20 protein-coding genes and 1 pseudogene are annotated in these 17,390 nt (G+C 43.9%); 11 read left to right on the top strand and 10 right to left on the bottom strand.

Translation table 11 applies throughout. The annotated features are described in order from the left end of the window. Positions 1 to 22: 22 nt before the first annotated feature. Together AB6D06_RS14000 and nqrM are read left to right on the top strand one after the other, a co-directional pair. Positions 23 to 469, top strand: a complete 447-nt coding sequence (locus tag AB6D06_RS14000) for a NifB/NifX family molybdenum-iron cluster-binding protein (RefSeq protein WP_017059102.1) — start codon at positions 23 to 25, stop codon at positions 467 to 469. Continuing rightward, positions 466 to 663: a (Na+)-NQR maturation NqrM gene (nqrM, locus tag AB6D06_RS13995; protein ID WP_017059103.1), complete on the top strand. Its 198-nt coding sequence runs from the start codon at positions 466 to 468 to the stop codon at positions 661 to 663. The genes AB6D06_RS14000 and nqrM overlap by 4 nt, the downstream gene beginning before the upstream one ends. A gap of 63 nt (positions 664 to 726) precedes the next feature. Here the strand turns inward: nqrM and AB6D06_RS13990 are convergent, their stop codons facing one another. Beyond that, a complete protein-coding gene (locus AB6D06_RS13990) occupies positions 727 to 1,005 on the bottom strand; it encodes a DUF134 domain-containing protein (protein ID WP_029235478.1) in 279 nt (92 codons plus the stop codon). Between the two features lie 34 nt (positions 1,006 to 1,039). Between AB6D06_RS13990 and AB6D06_RS13985 the strand changes: the two genes are divergently transcribed. Continuing rightward, positions 1,040 to 1,489 (top strand): PaaI family thioesterase, encoded by a 450-nt coding sequence (locus tag AB6D06_RS13985; protein ID WP_372101449.1) that lies wholly within the window; start codon positions 1,040 to 1,042, stop codon positions 1,487 to 1,489. Between the two features lie 34 nt (positions 1,490 to 1,523). Then, positions 1,524 to 1,652, top strand: a pseudogene (locus AB6D06_RS13980) (ABC transporter substrate-binding protein); the annotation flags it as partial. Positions 1,653 to 1,694: 42 nt separating this feature from the next. Here the strand turns inward: AB6D06_RS13980 and AB6D06_RS13975 are convergent. Beyond that, complete coding sequence (locus tag AB6D06_RS13975) at positions 1,695 to 1,898, bottom strand: hypothetical protein (RefSeq protein WP_017059106.1); 204 nt, start codon at positions 1,896 to 1,898, stop codon at positions 1,695 to 1,697. A gap of 351 nt (positions 1,899 to 2,249) precedes the next feature. On the opposite strand from AB6D06_RS13975, the gene pnuC reads away from it, so the two are divergent. From pnuC to AB6D06_RS13960, 3 genes are all read left to right on the top strand, one after another. Then, complete coding sequence (gene pnuC, locus AB6D06_RS13970) at positions 2,250 to 2,984, top strand: nicotinamide riboside transporter PnuC (protein ID WP_102320059.1); 735 nt, start codon at positions 2,250 to 2,252, stop codon at positions 2,982 to 2,984. 8 nt (positions 2,985 to 2,992) lie between these two features. Next, positions 2,993 to 3,721 (top strand): nucleoside phosphorylase, encoded by a 729-nt coding sequence (locus AB6D06_RS13965; protein WP_372101451.1) that lies wholly within the window; start codon positions 2,993 to 2,995, stop codon positions 3,719 to 3,721. Between the two features lie 125 nt (positions 3,722 to 3,846). Next, positions 3,847 to 4,527 (top strand): Crp/Fnr family transcriptional regulator, encoded by a 681-nt coding sequence (locus tag AB6D06_RS13960; protein ID WP_372101453.1) that lies wholly within the window; start codon positions 3,847 to 3,849, stop codon positions 4,525 to 4,527. Between the two features lie 152 nt (positions 4,528 to 4,679). Here AB6D06_RS13960 and AB6D06_RS13955 read toward each other — a convergent pair whose 3' ends face one another. From AB6D06_RS13955 to AB6D06_RS13930, 6 genes are all read right to left on the bottom strand, one after another. After that, on the bottom strand, positions 4,680 to 6,383 hold the full coding sequence (locus AB6D06_RS13955) for an FAD-dependent oxidoreductase (RefSeq protein WP_372101455.1): 1,704 nt from the start codon (positions 6,381 to 6,383) through the stop codon (positions 4,680 to 4,682). Positions 6,384 to 6,651: 268 nt separating this feature from the next. Beyond that, positions 6,652 to 7,554, bottom strand: coding sequence for a VirK/YbjX family protein (locus tag AB6D06_RS13950; protein WP_133153774.1), 903 nt, complete (start codon positions 7,552 to 7,554; stop codon positions 6,652 to 6,654). A gap of 332 nt (positions 7,555 to 7,886) precedes the next feature. Next, positions 7,887 to 8,030 carry a hypothetical protein gene (locus AB6D06_RS13945; protein WP_017059112.1) on the bottom strand — a complete coding sequence of 48 codons (144 nt, stop codon included), beginning with the start codon at positions 8,028 to 8,030 and terminating at the stop codon, positions 7,887 to 7,889. Between the two features lie 25 nt (positions 8,031 to 8,055). Next, entirely contained in the window at positions 8,056 to 8,331 is a 276-nt protein-coding gene (locus AB6D06_RS13940; protein WP_017059113.1) for an HU family DNA-binding protein, read from the bottom strand. Between the two features lie 356 nt (positions 8,332 to 8,687). Then, entirely contained in the window at positions 8,688 to 9,383 is a 696-nt protein-coding gene (locus AB6D06_RS13935; RefSeq protein ID WP_017059114.1) for a VC0807 family protein, read from the bottom strand. A gap of 321 nt (positions 9,384 to 9,704) precedes the next feature. After that, positions 9,705 to 10,277 (bottom strand): YceI family protein, encoded by a 573-nt coding sequence (locus AB6D06_RS13930; RefSeq protein ID WP_372101274.1) that lies wholly within the window; start codon positions 10,275 to 10,277, stop codon positions 9,705 to 9,707. A gap of 276 nt (positions 10,278 to 10,553) precedes the next feature. Here AB6D06_RS13930 and AB6D06_RS13925 point away from each other — a divergent pair, with 276 nt between their 5' ends. Continuing rightward, on the top strand, positions 10,554 to 11,255 hold the full coding sequence (locus tag AB6D06_RS13925) for a DUF1826 domain-containing protein (RefSeq protein ID WP_372110623.1): 702 nt from the start codon (positions 10,554 to 10,556) through the stop codon (positions 11,253 to 11,255). Between the two features lie 343 nt (positions 11,256 to 11,598). Continuing rightward, positions 11,599 to 13,485 carry a methyl-accepting chemotaxis protein gene (locus tag AB6D06_RS13920; protein ID WP_372110573.1) on the top strand — a complete coding sequence of 629 codons (1,887 nt, stop codon included), beginning with the start codon at positions 11,599 to 11,601 and terminating at the stop codon, positions 13,483 to 13,485. A gap of 106 nt (positions 13,486 to 13,591) precedes the next feature. On the opposite strand, the gene AB6D06_RS13915 is transcribed toward AB6D06_RS13920, so the two are convergent. Both AB6D06_RS13915 and AB6D06_RS13910 read right to left on the bottom strand, forming a co-directional pair. After that, positions 13,592 to 13,993 carry an ACT domain-containing protein gene (locus AB6D06_RS13915; RefSeq protein WP_017070811.1) on the bottom strand — a complete coding sequence of 134 codons (402 nt, stop codon included), beginning with the start codon at positions 13,991 to 13,993 and terminating at the stop codon, positions 13,592 to 13,594. A gap of 145 nt (positions 13,994 to 14,138) precedes the next feature. Beyond that, positions 14,139 to 15,032: a LysR family transcriptional regulator gene (locus AB6D06_RS13910; protein WP_017069834.1), complete on the bottom strand. Its 894-nt coding sequence runs from the start codon at positions 15,030 to 15,032 to the stop codon at positions 14,139 to 14,141. Between the two features lie 159 nt (positions 15,033 to 15,191). Between AB6D06_RS13910 and AB6D06_RS13905 the strand changes: the two genes are divergently transcribed. Together AB6D06_RS13905 and AB6D06_RS13900 are read left to right on the top strand one after the other, a co-directional pair. Beyond that, positions 15,192 to 16,091, top strand: coding sequence for a Vmh family MBL fold metallo-hydrolase (locus AB6D06_RS13905; protein WP_371705651.1), 900 nt, complete (start codon positions 15,192 to 15,194; stop codon positions 16,089 to 16,091). Between the two features lie 308 nt (positions 16,092 to 16,399). Continuing rightward, positions 16,400 to 17,215 (top strand): TauD/TfdA family dioxygenase, encoded by an 816-nt coding sequence (locus AB6D06_RS13900; protein WP_108166661.1) that lies wholly within the window; start codon positions 16,400 to 16,402, stop codon positions 17,213 to 17,215. Positions 17,216 to 17,390: the final 175 nt, after the last annotated feature.

Raw genomic sequence — 17,390 nt, 5'->3', positions numbered from 1 at the left:
TCATCAATAACAGGAAGTTACTATGTTATACGCAGTACCTTGTCGCGACCTTCATGTTGGCAACCACTTTGCTCGTTCCCCACAGATCGCGATTGTCGATGAACAACGACAGATAAAACAGATTGTTCCTTTGATTGACTCCGACACCTCTTGCAATAAAAAGAAGCAATGGATTTCGGTTCTCCGTTCTTACGATGTGAAATCTGTGGTGGTTCGTTATATTGGTAAGAAGATGCTGGCGCACTTGTTCAATAACGATATTCGAGTCTTGGCATCGACAGGTAAGGCAGAAATCGGGGCTTTGGATTTCGACAATCTACGGGAAGTGACCGATCTCGATTATGGTCGCGAGCCGAGAAATAGTGGGTGTGGCAATAAAACGTGCGGCGAAAACGGGCACAAAAAACAAGCTTCGATTCTAATGGTACAGCCTAATCAGCTAGGTGCTATTCGAGGGTTCCGACAATGACCTTTTTGTTGACGCTATTGGGGTTTGTCGGAGTCGTTACATTGATGGCGATAGGCGTGATTTTTTCGCGCAAGCCAATCAAAGGCAGCTGTGGAGGATTGGCGCAGTTAGATATTGAGCGTGAATGCAATTGCAAGGATGTGTGTGAAGGGCAAAGCAAAAAGCTGTATCAGATTACTGAGCCATCAAGCTAAGTATCGAAGTAAGCATCAGAGTTCTCGCTCACTGAGTTAAATAACTTCTGGCTAACACGTTAATTAACTACTTTGAATCACCAACGCGTGACCATTGACGATGCACTTGGCGACTTTAGCTCGTGCACGCTTGATAATGTTGCCGAACGTTTGGCGAGACACCTGCATTTGTTCAGCGGCTTCAAGCTGGCTCAGGCCTTCTTGATCAGCCAAGCGCAAGGCTTCGAGCTCTTCCAATAGCAATTCTTCTTTATGAAGCTCGTCCATAGGAACACCATTGGGCTTAAAACAAGAGTAAGCCGTACGGGTACACAACTGGCGATGTTTTTTTGGTCGAGCCATATCAATCTCTAGCAATCTATGGGTAAAGGTAAGTATGAAGGTTTTCATTCCACACAATCATCGGCGTTGCCAAGTGTGCAGCCAAGGTTTTTTCAACGACAGCGCCATTTGTTTTGAAGCTATTGGCGAGCATGACACTTTAACTAAGCATGAGGCAGTAGCTAAATATAAAACCAGAGCCAAGATTGTACCAACAGATAAAACTGAGGGCTACGATGGCATCATGCAAGGTGGCATTGTCACTACACTGCATGACAGCGCGATGTTGCATTGTCTATTTCAGAATGATATCAAGGCGATGACGGTGAGTTTAACCTCTCGTTTTCATCATCCGATTTTGATTGGTCAAGAACTGGAAGTTCGTGCCCAATGGGTGAAAAGTAGACGTAATATCTACTTCCTAGAAAGCCAAATTACTCAGTGCGGAAAGTTATGTTCGTCGGCACAAAGTCAGTTTATGTCAGTTTCTAGCTATCAAACTTAAGCTTGGTATAGCGGTGTTGTTTTATCAGTTATAAAAGTCCAACTACGGTTTCATAATCACTGAAAATAACGTGTACGAAGAAGAGATTAACCGCGCCCTGTTGAAGATTCGTGAGTCACGAAAGTGGCGTAAAATCTTGGTCGATTATTTCGCAGATCAGTAATCGAAATTAGAGGCTTATTCAAAAGCTTTTGGACTTTCGCCGTTACAGTTGATCTGAATCTGAGGCCTTGATCTTTTTGAAGTATTTAAATGCACTCCAAACCGCGTAAGCCGCAACCCCTACAATCAATGCCGAGCGAAGGAGAATAGGCGCATCATGCTCAAGTTGACCAACATGAGGAACAATACTGGCAAACAATCGACTGGTAAAAAGCAGCCCCATTACTAACATAATTACTTTATTCATGTGACCTGCCATTCAATTGAGTACGTTGCACAGAACGAGTTTTGGGGCGATTACACGGTTAACACGCCAGACAACGATTCTGCTCGAGATAAAATCATGCGCTTCTCAAACGTAACCGTCAATGCGATATCGGCGTTAAGCCAGTAAGCTAAAATTTCGTTTTTGGAAGGGGGCTGTTCTGGTGCTGGAGTTTCGAGTTCGAGACTGTGGAAGGGCTATGACATCTTCCCGTGAAATTGATTTTCCGGATTTAATATTCTGATTTATGATCGCATGCAATCTAGGGGGGACAAATGTCCTCCTCTTTGTTTCTATCGGCGCTACAAAAATCAAATAATAAAGGACACCCCTATGGACCTATTCGCCCTACTTGATATCAATAATACCTTAGTCAATATCCCAATAGGGGGTGGCTACGCGATGAGCTGGATTGAAGCATTCGGCACCGTGTTTGGTCTGTTGTGTATTTGGTTTGCAAGCCAAGAAAAAACCATTAACTACCTGTTCGGATTGCTGAATGTCACCTTATTTGCGGTTATCTTTTTCCAAATTCAGTTATACGGACTGCTACTTCTTCAATTGTTCTTCTTCTGTGCCAACATTTACGGTTGGTACGCATGGACACGTCCTAATGAGCAAGGTGAAACGCTAGAAGTTCGTTGGTTGAGCCAAAATAAACTAGTAGCAACGGCCGTAGCGTGTGTGATTTCTATTGCTTTGTTAACTATGTACATCGACCCATTCTTTTTTGCGCTAGCAAACATCGCGGTAGATAGCTTGAATCTATTTGGTGCGGATTTAGCGGAGCCAGTGCTTGAACCGGATGCGTTCCCATTCTGGGATGCCACGATGACCATTCTATCTATTGTTGCTCAAGTTCTTATGACACGTAAGTATGTTGAAAACTGGATACTGTGGATTGTGATTAACATTATCAGCGTTGGTATTTATGCGACGCAGGGTGTGTACGCAATGTCTGTTCAATACGCAATCTTAATGTTTATTGCGGCAAACGGTACTCGTGAGTGGGCACGCACAGCTAAACGAAACAGTGATAAATCGTTAACTCAAGCAACGGCTTCTTAGGAGTGAAGATGGCAAAGCAACCTCATATCTGCGTTGATGAAACGCAAATTGCTCCGTTAGTTATTGTTTGTGGGGAGCCAGATAGAGCGAATCGAATCGCTAACTTGCTTGAACATGCTGAACTGGTCTCTGAAAACCGTGAATATCGAATCTTCACTGGTCAATATCAAGGTAAAGCGATATCGGTTTGCAGCACGGGCATTGGTGCACCTTCAATGATCATTGCGGTAGAAGAGCTTAAGTTTTGTGGTGTGACTCATATTGTCCGAGTAGGGTCTGCAGGCGCAATGCAGTCACATATCGGGCTTGGTGAGCTAATTATTGCAGAGGGCGCGGTTCGTGATGAGGGGGGATCTGCGGCTTACGTTAAACCGTCGTATCCCGCTTATGCAAGCTTCTCCCTGCTCAAAGAGCTAGATGGGTTCTTGCAGCAGCAGTCAACACCTTACTATTTGGGCACGGTACGCTCACACGACAGTTTTTATACCGATGACGAGAAGGCGCTTTGTCAGTACTGGAATGGCAAAGGCATTTTAGGTGCAGACATGGAAACATCCGCGCTGTTTACCGTGGGACGCTTGAGAGGGCTTAATGTCGCTTCTATCTTGAACAATGTTGTCTTGTACGAACAAGATGTAAAGGAGGGCGTTGGGCAATATGTCGATGAGGCAGAGGTAATGATGCAAGGAGAGCGGCTAGCGTCATTAGCGGCACTGGAAGCATTAATTACTCAATAAGAGCCTGAATAAATGCAAGACGAAAGCGATGGGAGACCGTCGCTTTTTTATTGGGTTCTCTCCTGTGGTTTAAGTGGTTACAATCGTTTGAATATAAACAGCAGTAATGCAATGAGAGAGTAAGTATGAAGATTGCACCATACTCAAGCGGACGCTTTAAAAACTACTTAGAACAAAAAAGCTCTGAATTTAGAGATCTCATCTACCAACACCAAGTTAACTCTCGTTACTTCAATCAAAATGATGAAATCCTACGTCAAGGTGAGCAGCTTCAGTATCTTTATGTAGTGCCCGCTGGAAGAGTCTCTATGAGTATTTCGGCGGCTAATGGGCGACGCTTTCAATTGGGCGAAGTGAATTGTGATTATCATATCTTCGGTGAGATGGAGTTTTTCACGCAGACCCCTTGTCAGTGGAACGTAGTGGCTGATGAACACATGCAAGTTGATGTTATTTGTATCCAGAAACTATCAGAAGCACTACTTGAAAATCCGGGGATGATGTTCTTCTTTGCCTCTGCATTGGCGGAAGATTATCAAGACTCTATGGGTATTTACACTAACCGTCTTTTACACTCAATTACCTACAATATTGCGTATGATTTATTGGTTCAAAGCGAGACTAACACTGTGTTAGGCGGTTTCGATAAAGTGAATCAAGAAGCAGAACGATTTGGTACATCGAGCAGAGTGTATCGAAGAGCGGTTAAAGACCTATTAGACAAGGGTTTCATCAGAAAAGGAGATCAAGGGTTAGAAATTGTCGATCAGCGAGCACTGCAAGCTTTTATTGACTCCTACGAATAATAAAAGAGCTTGGCACTTACTTAAATGCCAAGCTCGGTTTTTCAATGTTTACTATTAACTACTCGCATCTATTTATGAGCGACTTTCTCTCAGCAACTAGCAACTAGCCCGTAAGTGTCCGCGCACCATTACCGGCGACTAAGTATTAATCCTTAAGCTTTTGCATACATGAGTGTTCTATAACCACCGATTAAGTTGCGTGCTTTAAAGCCGTTGTTGACGAGTTGGCGATAAGCCACGTTACCACGTAACCCGACTTGGCAGTAGATTACAATCTCTTTGTCTGCTTGGAGCTCACTCATTCGATCACGCAGTTGGTCGACAGGAATGTTGATTGCGCCTTCAATAAAGCCACCATTTTCTAGTTCGCTAGGGTTACGAACATCGAGTAGGAGTTGGTTGTCGCTTAATGTTGCAATCTCATCGAAATGAATAGGTGTCGCGTCACCTTTAATAATATTGTTGGCAACAAATGCGGCTTGGTTAATCACGTCTTTGGCACTCCCGTAAGGTGGTGCATAGGTTAATTCAAGGTGTTGAAGCTGATCAACGGTCATACCTGCACGTTGAGCTACTGCCATAACATCAATGCGTTTATCAACGCCATCTTTACCGACGGCTTGCGCACCTAGTATTTTCCCTGTCTTAGGGGCGAATAGCATCTTGAACGAGACAATCTCAGCGCCAGGATAGTAGCTAGCGTGGCTTGCGGTATGCACATAGACTTTTTCATAGTCGACGCCTTCACGCTTCAACTGTTTTTCGTTTTTCCCTGTTGAGGCAACGGCTAGGTCAAAAATCTTACAGATAGCTGTGCCCTGTGTACCTTGATAGATTTCATTGCGTCCGAGCATGTTGTCGGCAGCCATACGACCTTGACGGTTAGCAGGGCCAGCAAGCGGAACTAGAGTTTGTGCACCTGTGACAAAGTCTTTTTCTTCGACCACATCACCCACAGCGTAGATGCTAGGATCGCTAGTCTGCATCATTTCATTGGTGTAGATACCACCTAGTTCGCCAATTTGAAGTCCTGCTTCTTTTGCTAACTTAGTCTCAGGACGCACACCGATAGCCATGATTAAGATATCAGTAGTTAATGACTCGCCATTATTAAGTGTTAATTCTAATTCACCCTCTATGTGTTGGTGCTTCTCGCTCTCGCCTGAATCAAAACTTGCGATGTGTTCGTTAGGTATATATTTCACAGACTCAAGCGCGACGCCGAGTTTTAGGTCGATGCCTTTGTCACGAATCTCCGCATGGGCAAAGCCGGCCATTTCCCGGTCTACTGGCGTCATTACTTGGTCAGCCATCTCAATCAACGAAGTCTTGATCCCAAGCTGATGAAACGCTTCCATCATTTCCAAGCCGATAAAGCCACCGCCAACAACTGTCGCGTGCTCAGGTTTATTCATTTGGATTGTTTCGATGATGCGATCCATATCTGGAATATTGCGTAGTGAATGGGTGAGGGGGTTATCGATTCCTGAGATGGGAGGAACGACGGCACCGGCTCCAGGGCTGAGTAATAAGAAGTCGTAACTCTCGCTGTAGTGATTACCATCAACAAGATTTTTGACTGTAACGGTTTTATTGGTGCGATCAATAGAGGTAACTTCGTTCATCACTCGTGCGTCAACGTTGAAGCGAGCTAAGAAGCTTTCAGGTGTTTGTAACAGAAGCTTGCTTCTATCCTCGATATCGCCACCTATGTGGTATGGCAATCCACAGTTGGCAAAAGAGACGAATGGTCCTCGTTCAAACATTATTATTTCGGCTTCTTCACTAAGACGACGAGCGCGTGCAGCAGCTGAAGCACCTCCAGCTACGCCACCGATGATTACAATTTTAGTCATACGTTTACCTATTACTGTCTCTAAGTTTAACTATACAAATTGCCGAGCATAGAGCTTGTATCTTCTTAATGATCAGTACTGGCTGGTCGCCGGCGATTGAGTAGTTTTCGAAATACCTAGATACTATAAAGATGTAAATTAGCATTGTCTAATATTTATTTTGAAGCTATCACCTCGGGATTGAGCGTTTGGTCCAAGGGCTGTGATTAGACTAAAGCACGCTAGTAAAGGTAATACGCGTTAGCGAGTCGAGTACAGGTTAGCCAAATTAACTGTCATGAGCATAATGAACAGGATCACGGATGTGCTGACTGATTACGTTCTTCAGATCTTGTTCATACAGATCTAGCCAGGCATAACGCTCGCGATACAACTTACGCTTTTGACGTTTTAGAGCTTCAAGATCTTTCCTGTTCGGGTTTGTCGGGAGACGATAGAAATAGTTATCATGCACCTGTCCATCGTGCTCTTCCCACAGACTGTCGTATTTAAGGCTGATGTCTTTGTTTTTCTTACCGTAGCGTAATGAGTTCGAGACATGACCAGACTCTTTTACCGCATAGATATTGTCGATACCCAAGTTAATAGCGAGCAGTCGTAGTGTTTCTACCATGAAGGATTTAGGTCTTAAACCGTAAAAAGCTTTGGTGAATGTGCGGCTAAATCCATTGTCATTGGCGCCACCCTGTATACCGCCGATGTAGATGTTGTTGTCGAAAACAGTAAACGAAATGGTATACATTTTTTCGAGTTGAGAGTTGGTCAATGAAATTGTCAGTTCACCTTCTTTTCTCGCGTTTCTTTCGAAGCTGAGATTAACCAGATAAACGTTGTCATCTATCTCAAGTTTTAAAAGATTGAGCCTTTCGTTATAGATTTGGTGTCTAGCTTCTGTTGCGAAGGTGTTTTCAAACCAGTCGTAGTGTTTGGATAAGATATCGATCTTTTCTTTATTGCTAAAGCCAGTACATAAGTAGGGAGTCACAAATTTAGAAAGGAAGTTGGGTTGCTTGATAAATAATAACTTTCTCTCTTCAGAGTTGAAATTATTACTCATTTTTCGAGTAGCTGAATAATAAAACAGGGCTCGAATAGTAAACTTAACTATCGCTTTGTACTTACCCTTATTTTTATGGGTATTTGCTTCAATCCCCATGCGAACGACATTCATAATCACCTCAAAGAAGAAGGATTGCTCGAACATAGTCGTGTCATGAACCCTTCCAATAATCTCACCAATAATCTCACCAATAACAAGAAAATGATGATAGTGAAAAAGGTGATTTGGGTAAGTATGGATATGTATAGCTATGTAACTCAATCAGTTACTTAGCGTTCAGATGTTGGACAGATGTGTTTGTCGCTTTAGTGGGGAGGGGTATCAATGTTATTTATTAGAGGCGCTTGCTCCTAAATCAAAAATGCCACTACAAATCTGCAGTGGCATTAGAACGATAACAAACTATCACCTTGCTTAAACCTAAACTTTAGTTCTTATATAAACTAAAGTTCTAACAGTTTAGCCAGTTCACGCTCTTCGAGAAGCTCTTCAATGCGTTGACGAGTCTTAGGCGTTTCGGCTTGCGCTTTAGTCGACTTGCCTGCTTTTTTGCTTCGGCTCGTTTTCGCTTTTTCCTTAGTCGTCATCGTAATCTTCCTTGTGTTTTTTGTGTTACAGGTTGCACGTCTCTTTTAGTGCCTTGCCCGCTTTAAATGCTGGCGTCTTTGATGCGGCAATCTGAATCTCTTCTCCGGTTCGCGGGTTACGACCAGTGCGAGCAGCTCGAGAGTTAACTTTAAAGCTACCAAATCCAAGGATCGATACGTCATCACCGTTCGCAAGCGAAGTAGAGATACCTTCAACTAGCGCATTTAGTGCTGTGCCTGCTTGGTCTTTTGAGATGTCTGCAGAAGTCGCGATGTGTTCAACTAATTGAGATTTGTTCATAATCTATATTCCTTATTGAGTACGGCTGGCGTCTACCTTTAGCACCTAGCTTATGCGATCTTATCAACAGCAATTGAAATAATGTCAGTGAGCGGGTAGAGCTTTGTAAAGTAACCAACAGAATTGACTATAAAAGCATCTGTCGGTTCAATCAATGCAATTCATTGATTATTATTGGTTTATAGACATGTTGCCCAAATTTACTTGAGAAAAGAGCATTAGGGTTGCCCGTTCGATTCATAATCCAAATCGAAGCTGTCATCTATCACGTTGATAACGAAAGAGTAAAAACAAAGAAGCCCAGCTTAATTGCTGGGCTTCATGTTGTGCTGTCAGAGCGATTTGTTAATTCAGAACTATTTAGTAATAAAAATTTGTTCTGTTTCTAGTGATGTCATCGTGCGAACTTGACGCCAAATGTAGTAGAAAATACCTAACATCATCAGCATGCTTGGGATGGCGATTGCTGGGTAGCTGTAAAGTGTCAGCTTGCCAAGTTCTTCATTAAAGGCAGCGGTGCCAGCAGGGCTAGTCACAATCCAAGTCGCTAGGAAGTAGTTCATAGCTGAAGAAAATGCGAAAGTACTCGCGAATAGGTAGTTGGATGTCATTAGACAACGATCAAACTTTGCTTGGTTACCGAACTGCTTTAGGCGCTCTTCAATAAGAGAGATATTTAACAGGGCCGGTGTGAAGATAACTTTCTGGATAAACGGGTAGCGGGTGAAGGTTGAGCCAAGAACCGCCAAACCAATTAGACCAGGGATTAATGCTTCTTTTAGTGCTAACCAACGAGTGTCTAGCTCAAAGAAACCAATACCGCCCGTCAATAGCACGCTTACAAAGCCGAGCGCAGCGATGAAGTTGAACTTCTTATTGCGGATTAACTCCATGCCACCATAAGCAATAGGGAAGGCAAGGGCAACAAGCAAAGCTAAGCCTGTTCCGAGATGCTCATCTCCACTGAACTTCATTAAAATGAATGAAGGAAGAAAGACGTTAAACACGACTTCGAAAAGAGGACTCGATTTTTTGTTTTCTGTGTTACTCATAATTTCTAAATACATTATGTTATGGATTTATTCTCAGGGATTGTTGTTTACCTCGCCCAAGATGTAAAGCCTTAAGGCGTCATGCTGTGTAACGACATGTGACATCAACGACATCTCTGAGCCTATATAACGCTCAATTTAATACTTTGTGAGGGATGTTTATCTGGCCGACTTGGGGAAATCGAGTGGAAATTTTGGTTTAGTTTATTCAAACCTAATTCAGTTTATTGCGTTGTCGCGTACTCTCACTCACATTCACCGCTCTTAAACGATTGATGAATGTGAAATGAGGCAGAACAGAAAGGAAGAGTTATAAGCCCATTATTCGTCGAAAAGTAGGTTAAAGCTCAAAGGGATTTGGTTGGAAATCGCTAATCCACCCACGGTCGCTGAAAGTTTGTTTAGATTCTCTGTAGATATCCCAAAATCAGCGCCATTGACGATGATTGTTGAAGCTGAGCTAACCATGACAAACCCTGAGGATGGAACCACCACAACTGGGAAGTCGATCGTTTTGGTTACGCCGTGTAAAGTAACTTCCGCTGCTACTGTTGTTCTTTTTGGATCACCAGATAGCATCGACGGTTCAACCTTCCCAGAGATCTTCACTTCAGGAAAAGTCATCGATTCAAAGTAGAGTTCATTCAGTCTCTGGTCACGAATAGCGACTCCGGTGCTCACGCTTTTCAAGTCCAATACTATTGAAAACTGGCCCTCTTCGGTAAGTCCTCCAGACATAGGTTTGATGGATGCGGGCTCGACAACAAACTGCTTTTTAATGGTCGCGAATGTGATGTTCGATAACTTCGGATCTAATGTGTAGCCCGACTCCGCGAAAGATTGAGCGGAGATAACGGTGCATAGGAGGCCGAATGTAGAGATTAGTTTTTTCATAAGTTGTCACCAGATTGATGAATTCACAGGTTTACGTTCTTGAGTCGTACGTTTTTAAAATGACTTTTTGGAAAGAGTGATTGAGAGAAGCTTAGTTCAGCATTCGAAAAATTACCGCAGGAAAAGAAGAGCGTCGCTGTATTACTGGAATCATGATCGACGAAGTGACTTGTTTAATTTTGGCTATGTTATAACATAACCAAAATTACTCTTGCCAAGAATAATTATTCTGTTGGTAAAAGGGAAGCGATGAGCATGTATCAAGGAGACGACGTAATGAATGCCGTGTTAACCAAGCCTTTCCAGCCACTCAACATTAGTTCAGCTGTGAGTATTCAGGATAAGGCAAATCACAAGCCAAGCTTGAGTGCTTCTGAGCAGCCAACGGTATTAGCGGATATCTACCAAAGTGATATTAATATAGCGGTATGGCAGCGACAGTTTGATGAAGGCTTAACGACGGCAATTAGTGAATTTATCGCCTTGAATCCAAACTTTAGTAAGTCTGTTAGCGTGTCACCTGAAAATGCTTTCGATAAGTTGGAATTTGCCACCGATGGCACCGCCTCTAAAGCGCTGTTAGAAAACATGGCAGAGCTGGTGGATATGTTCTGTTGTTTGTTTGAGCTTGAAGAAGTCGGGTTGCGTTTAGCCGTTCTGAATCAAGCGATGTGCCCACGTTTCCATTTTGATCAAGTGCCTTGCCGCTTGGTGACAACTTATCATGGTGTTGCGACTCAATGGTTACCAAACGACTTAGTCGACCGTTCTAAGCTAGGGCTAGGGGCTAACGGACAGCCTGATTCTGTTTCAGGCCTGTACAACGACGAATCTGACATCCAGAAAATGGCCAGTGGTGATGTTGCGTTATTAAAAGGGGAGCGTTGGAGTGGCAATGAGAATAGAGGCCTTGTTCACCGCTCACCAGTCACTTCATCTGACGAAACACGATTGCTGTTAACGTTGGACTTTGGTTGATCAACTTTTGACTATTTAGTTCGCAACCTGTTTCTATTCAGACGTTCAACTCATTTAAATACCTTCCTAATGAGCTAACGGCATGGCGCGATCTGTGCCGTTATTATTCTCAAACAGAGACACTCATCAGCTGACCATGTTTAGCACATTAATTCAAAATTTAGAGTTTACCATTCTCTAAATCAATGGGTTACGATGCGTGCACTTACTCACATATATCAATATTTCAGTTCCTCATCGGTTTCTTAATTTATTTTAAAGCGTAAAATATATCCCGCTTGCAAACCTCTTTGGCAACCAATTTGTTCGCCACGGTTTTTTACTTCCACATTATAGGTTTCCTATGTTCAAGAAACTCTCGCTTAAAAATAAACTGGCGATTTCAGCCAGTATGGCCATTATCCTGGGGGGGATCTTGGTCGAGGCATTGTCTTTTCGTGCTTCATTGCAAAGGTTGGATACAGAAGTTGAACAGCGTTTAGAAGGCGCATCGGCTTCTTACAATCAATATGTATCGGATTGGATCTTATCCAAAGAGCGTGCGCTTACTTCTCTTTCGAAAGAATCCAAACAAGAAAGCTTGGTGACTCACCTAAAACAGGTTCGTGATTCAGCCTCTTTTGATAATGTCTTCTTGGCGTTTCCAGACGGTTCGCAAAAGAACGCAAACGGAGTGGTATTGCCGCCGGGCAATGATGACCCACGTCTATGGGGTTGGTACACCAACGCGGTAGCAAACCCTAGTAAGGTGTTCATGGATAATCCAACGGTTGCAGCTGCAACTGGGGCGAATGTTGTGTCGCTGGGTACTGCCATGCAATTACATGGTCAACAGGTTGTGTTAGGCGCGGATGTTGAAATTACCGACATTCTTAATAGCCTAGAGCAAGTGATTCTTCCGGGTGAAGGTTACATGTTCATCGCGACCAATAAAGGCACGGTTTATACGCACCCTGACACCAAGTTACTGAACAAAAATATCAGCTCACTTGGGTTAGATTTTGCGGACGTACAAAAGGCGCTGACTAGCGGTAAAGACACTTCTATCGAGTTGAATGGCAGCGACTATGTTCTGTACGCACGTGCGATTGATGGAACGAGCCTGATTACTGTGAGCGTTGTTAACCATGACTCTCTGGTTGCGCCACTATTTGATGCAGTGATTGGTCAAGTGTTGGTGACGCTACTTGTGGTGATCGTATGTACCATACTGTTTAACCTGTTGTGTACGATTCTATTCCGTCCGTTGAACCACGTATCTCAAGCACTGGCGCAAATCGCGAATGGTAGTGGTGATTTAACTCAACGCATTCATGTTGAAAACCAAGATGAAGTGGGCGAGTTGGCTCATAACTTCAATACCTTCGTTGGAAGTTTACAGCAGTTGATTGGCCATATCCGTGGGCAGTCAGAGCAGCTAAACAGCCAGTCAGAGCAAAGTGCTCAGCGTGCGAACCGTTCGGTGGATGAGCTTAATCATCAGCAGCAAGAAATCACCATGGTCGCGACGGCCGTAACTGAAATGGCGAGCGCCACGCAAGAGATAGCATCGCATGCCGAGCAAACAGCAAAAGCGGCACAAGACTCAGCGACAAGCACTAACAGTGGTCACGCTCTGGTCGTCGACACTAAAGGTTCTATCAATAACCTAGCCAATGAAGTGAACGAAGCAGGTAATGTGATTAGCGAACTTAACAAGCATGCTCAAGAGATCTCGACTGTACTCGCAACGATTCAAGGCATTGCAGAGCAAACCAACTTACTTGCTTTGAATGCTGCGATTGAAGCGGCTCGTGCTGGTGAACAAGGTCGTGGCTTTGCTGTGGTTGCTGATGAAGTACGTGTGCTTTCGCAGCGCACTCACTCTTCAACAGAAGAGATCAAATCAACAATTGATATCCTGCAGCGCACAACGGCGCAAGCGGTTGAGCTGATGGAGAGCAGTTCTAAGTTGGCAATACATTCAGTAGAAGATGCCGATCGAGCTTCGCATGCGCTTGAAGAGATCAATACTGCAGTTGCTTTGATCAGCGATATGGCGACTCAAATCGCGACGGCTGCTGAAGAGCAAACACATGTGACGGGTGAAATTACCCAGAACGTGGCGACCATTAAAGATGTTACCGACCACTTAGTTGTGGGCGCACAGGACAGCTTAACTGAGTCGAACGAACTTAAGAGCCAAGCCGCTGGCTTAAGTGACAAAGTGGCGACTTTTAAGCTTGCTTAACTGGTTCGCTCACTGATGCCTGATCAGTGAGTGCACGTTAAGCAATAAGCCAAAGCGACGTAGATTACGTCGCTTTTTTTGTATTTGTGAGTCATCGAAGTCTTAATTAATCAGTTTCTGAAAACTCTTTTAGCGCGCTCATTGCAGCTTCTGCTTTGTCTTTTTGAACGAAGATATGGTCGTGATAGTAGCCCGCAACAACGTTAGCGCTAATGCCGTAAGAGCCAAGCTTCGTCGCAAACGCCGCCGTTAATCCAACCGCTTCAAGGCTCGAATGTACCGATAAAGTGATCAGGCTAAACACAGCGTCGAAGTCTAGCTGAGCTTTGGTCGCAACGTCTTCTTCCAGAACCAGCGTTAAACCTTCTTTTTCACGAAAAGTCGAGATTGGATTGAGCTGAACATAGTCTGCTAGCGCTCCGTCGACAGTGCAAAAAACATAGTTACCGTCGATTAATTCTGGTGACATGGATTTCAGTAGGAGGTCTAGGTCGGTAATGGCAGTCATAGTCAGTTTCCCTGCGTTAATAAGCTAATTGATGATGTATGCAGTCACGATAGAAGCAACTGACAGTTAAGTAAAATTAATGATTTTAATTCTGCATCAGTTTTACTAATGGCAAGTTTTCCTCCTTAGTGATGGCATCGTACTTCTACCAACTTGTCGATTGTTCCATCTCGTCAGATAAATGGTCGATAAAGGCTCTTAACAGCGGTGTGACTTGTTTACGCGTTCCATAAATAGCATGAACACCGAGCGTTTTAGGTTGCCATTCAGAAAGCAGTGGCACTAATAGACCATCACGCATCAAGGTTTCCACTGAAGGGAAGGGCAGTAAACAGATACCGTTGCCTTTGAGTGTGGCAGAAAGCAGAACCTCTGAGGTGTTTGCACTGATATTCCCTTTAATCGGAACCGATTCGAGCCCATTGGGGCCATTGAACGTCCAAGCGGTTTTGCCAAAGTAACTGAACGATAAACAGTTGTGGTGCGCTAGATCTTGGGCTTCTGTGGGTGTGCCTTTCTCTTTTAGATATTGAGGCGATGCGCAAATCACGGAGCGGCATTCACCGATCTGCTTCGCGACAATATTGGGCGTCAGTTCGTTGGTTATGCGAATGGCCAAATCGATGCGTGACTCAACCAGGTTGACGGTCTGATCAGTCGAGATAATGTCGATAGAAACCTCTGGCCATTTGGCGATGAAGCGACTAATTGATTCCATCAAGAAGCTATCGACAATCGAGTAGCTCGCAGTAATACGCAGCTGACCTTTTAAATGCTCTCGGTTTTGGTTTCTGATCCCAGCTAGGGATGTTTCCAGTGCCAAAAGTTCTCTGGCGACCTCAAGTGTTTCTTTACCTGCGCTGGTTAAACTCAAGCTTCGTGTTGTTCTGTGAAGCAAGCGTGTGTCCATCCATGCTTCTAACTCACCCAAATAACGAGTGACCTTGGTTCGTGAGAGATCAAGGTGCTCTGCCGCAGCGCTTAAACTGCCACGTTCCACTATGGTGACAAAGACATTCATTGCCTCGAGTTTATCCATTGTTTTATTGCCTAGAGAATTAAACCGACCTCAGTATATGTCCGAAAACTGCAACAGTTAAAGTAATTTGATGTCTATTTCATCTAAAAACAATCAAATAAGATATTTGGACATTCAGCGAGTTGGCAGGTGTTCAACTCCAAATATCGGAATAAAGCCATGAATACGTTATCGAAAACCCTGTTATCAAAAAGCATGCTTTTAGGAACCATAAGCCTAGGAACCGTGCTGGCATCAAGTGTTGCGCTAGCGACAGAACTGAACATTACTCACTATAACCCCGGCGAGAACGCGATATTCCCGGCAAGCTCGGTATTGGTCTCGGGTGAGAAGGAAGTGATTTTGTTTGATGCGCAATTTAGCGTCGCAGATGGGCAAAAGTTGGTGGATCAAATCAAAGCGACTGGCAAAGAGTTGTCGATGGTTTACATCAGCAGCGGCGACCCAGATTTTTATTTTGGCTTAGAACCTATAGTAAAGGCATTTCCAAACGTCGAGATCGTTGCCAGTGAAGCGGTTGTTGCACATATCAAACGCACTAAAGATGCAAAGCTCGAATACTGGGGCCCAATCTTAGAAGACAACGCACCGTCTAAAGTCATTGTTCCAACCGTGCTTAACGACACCACGCTGAGCATAGAAGGTGAAACTATCGAAGTGAGAGAAATCAATACACACCAAGCTTATCTGTGGGTTCCATCTGAAAAAACGGTGTTTGGTGGCGTGTCGGTTTATAGCGGCGTGCATGTATGGATGGCAGATACTGCATCGAACGAGATTCGTAGCCAGTGGGCACAATCATTAGAGCGTATGAAAGCACTTGAGCCTGAAGTTGTCATTCCGGGTCACTACTTAGGTGAAATGCCAACGGGTACTAATGGCGTTCAATTTACATTGGATTACGTGGCTGATATTGAAAAGGCGTTAGCAAGCACAAGCAATCCAACGTCTGTTGATATCAGTGATTACATGAAGACAGCTTACCCGCAATTTAAGGCAACGGAAGGCGACCTAGAACTGGGTGCTAAAGTGCTAAGTGGTGAGATGGAGTGGCACTAAGTTCATTATCTCGGTTGTGTCTCAGAACAGCTTGAAGATTGTGTGCTAGATTTAAGTTGATACACAACTGGAGATATCGATGATCTGGCTTTCAGTGAAAGTACTACAGATTGGACTTGTCTATGGATACAGGAAGTATCAAAAAACGAAAAGAGCTCCAGTTTAGGGGCTCTTTTTTTGTTTCGGAGAGGCGATTTTTTATTTCAAGTGGGAAAGAAAATCTGCATTTTCCCGGTTTACTGTTAGTAGTCAGATTAGCCTAGTAGCCAGATCTGTCCTGCAACTCAAAATCCCCAATAAGCGAAAGTATGTTGAAAATAGAACCCATTACTCCTCACATCGGAGCTCACATCCATGAATTAGAGCTCTCTACATGCAGTGCTGATGAACTCGATAAGGTGTATCAGGCACTGATTACCCATCAAGTCATCTTCCTAGGTGAACAAGTACTCTCACCAGAACAGCATTTGATGATTGCAGATCGTTTTGGACAACTTGAGCCAGCACATCCGTTTTTTCCTCGCGTGGAAAGCGCGCGTCAGGTGAGCGTGATAGAAACAACGCGAGGCAATGCTCCGATGGAAAGTTATTGGCATACCGACTTAACCTGGCGAAAACTGCCATCGAAAGCGTCGTTGCTGCATGCTCAACATATTCCAAGCGTAGGCGGAGATACGATTTGGTGTTCTATGACGGCGGTCTTTGAATCTCTAAATGAAGAGATGAAAACAAAGCTCAGAGGGTTATCGGCGACTCACTCGCTGGTGGCCTTTGAAGGTATAGAGTCGGATCAGATTGAGCTTGATTGGCATAAGTCGTTAATCAAAACGGCTCAAGAAAATCCACCAGTGATTCACCCGGTTGTTCAGAGCCATCCGGAAACAGGTAAAGAAACGCTCTATATCAATGAGCAGTTTACTCGCTATATCAATGAACTCGACCGACAAGAGAGTGATGTTTTGCTTAACCAACTGTTCGCAATTGCACGACGCCCTGAGTTTCAAGTTCGTTTCAAATGGGACAAGGGATCAATAGCGATATGGGATAATCGAGTAACTCAGCACTATGCTGTGATCGATTACGGCGATACCCCAAGAAAGATGCATCGCGTTACAGTGACATAATGGTAAGTAAGAGGGGTAATTGGTATAAGCGCTAACGGACAAATCTTAGGAACTCATGTTTAGTGTCCGAATTAGAGTATAAAACTGAGACTTCATTCATCTAAGTCAATAATTAAAACAAAAGCGTTGATACATATTTGATTGAAACCTCACTGCTCGGAGGTGATGTGTAATA

Source organism: Vibrio sp. 10N.239.311.G01 (assembly GCF_041465805.1).
Lineage (GTDB): Bacteria > Pseudomonadota > Gammaproteobacteria > Enterobacterales > Vibrionaceae > Vibrio > Vibrio crassostreae_C.
This window is presented reverse-complemented; position numbering and strand designations above follow the sequence as displayed.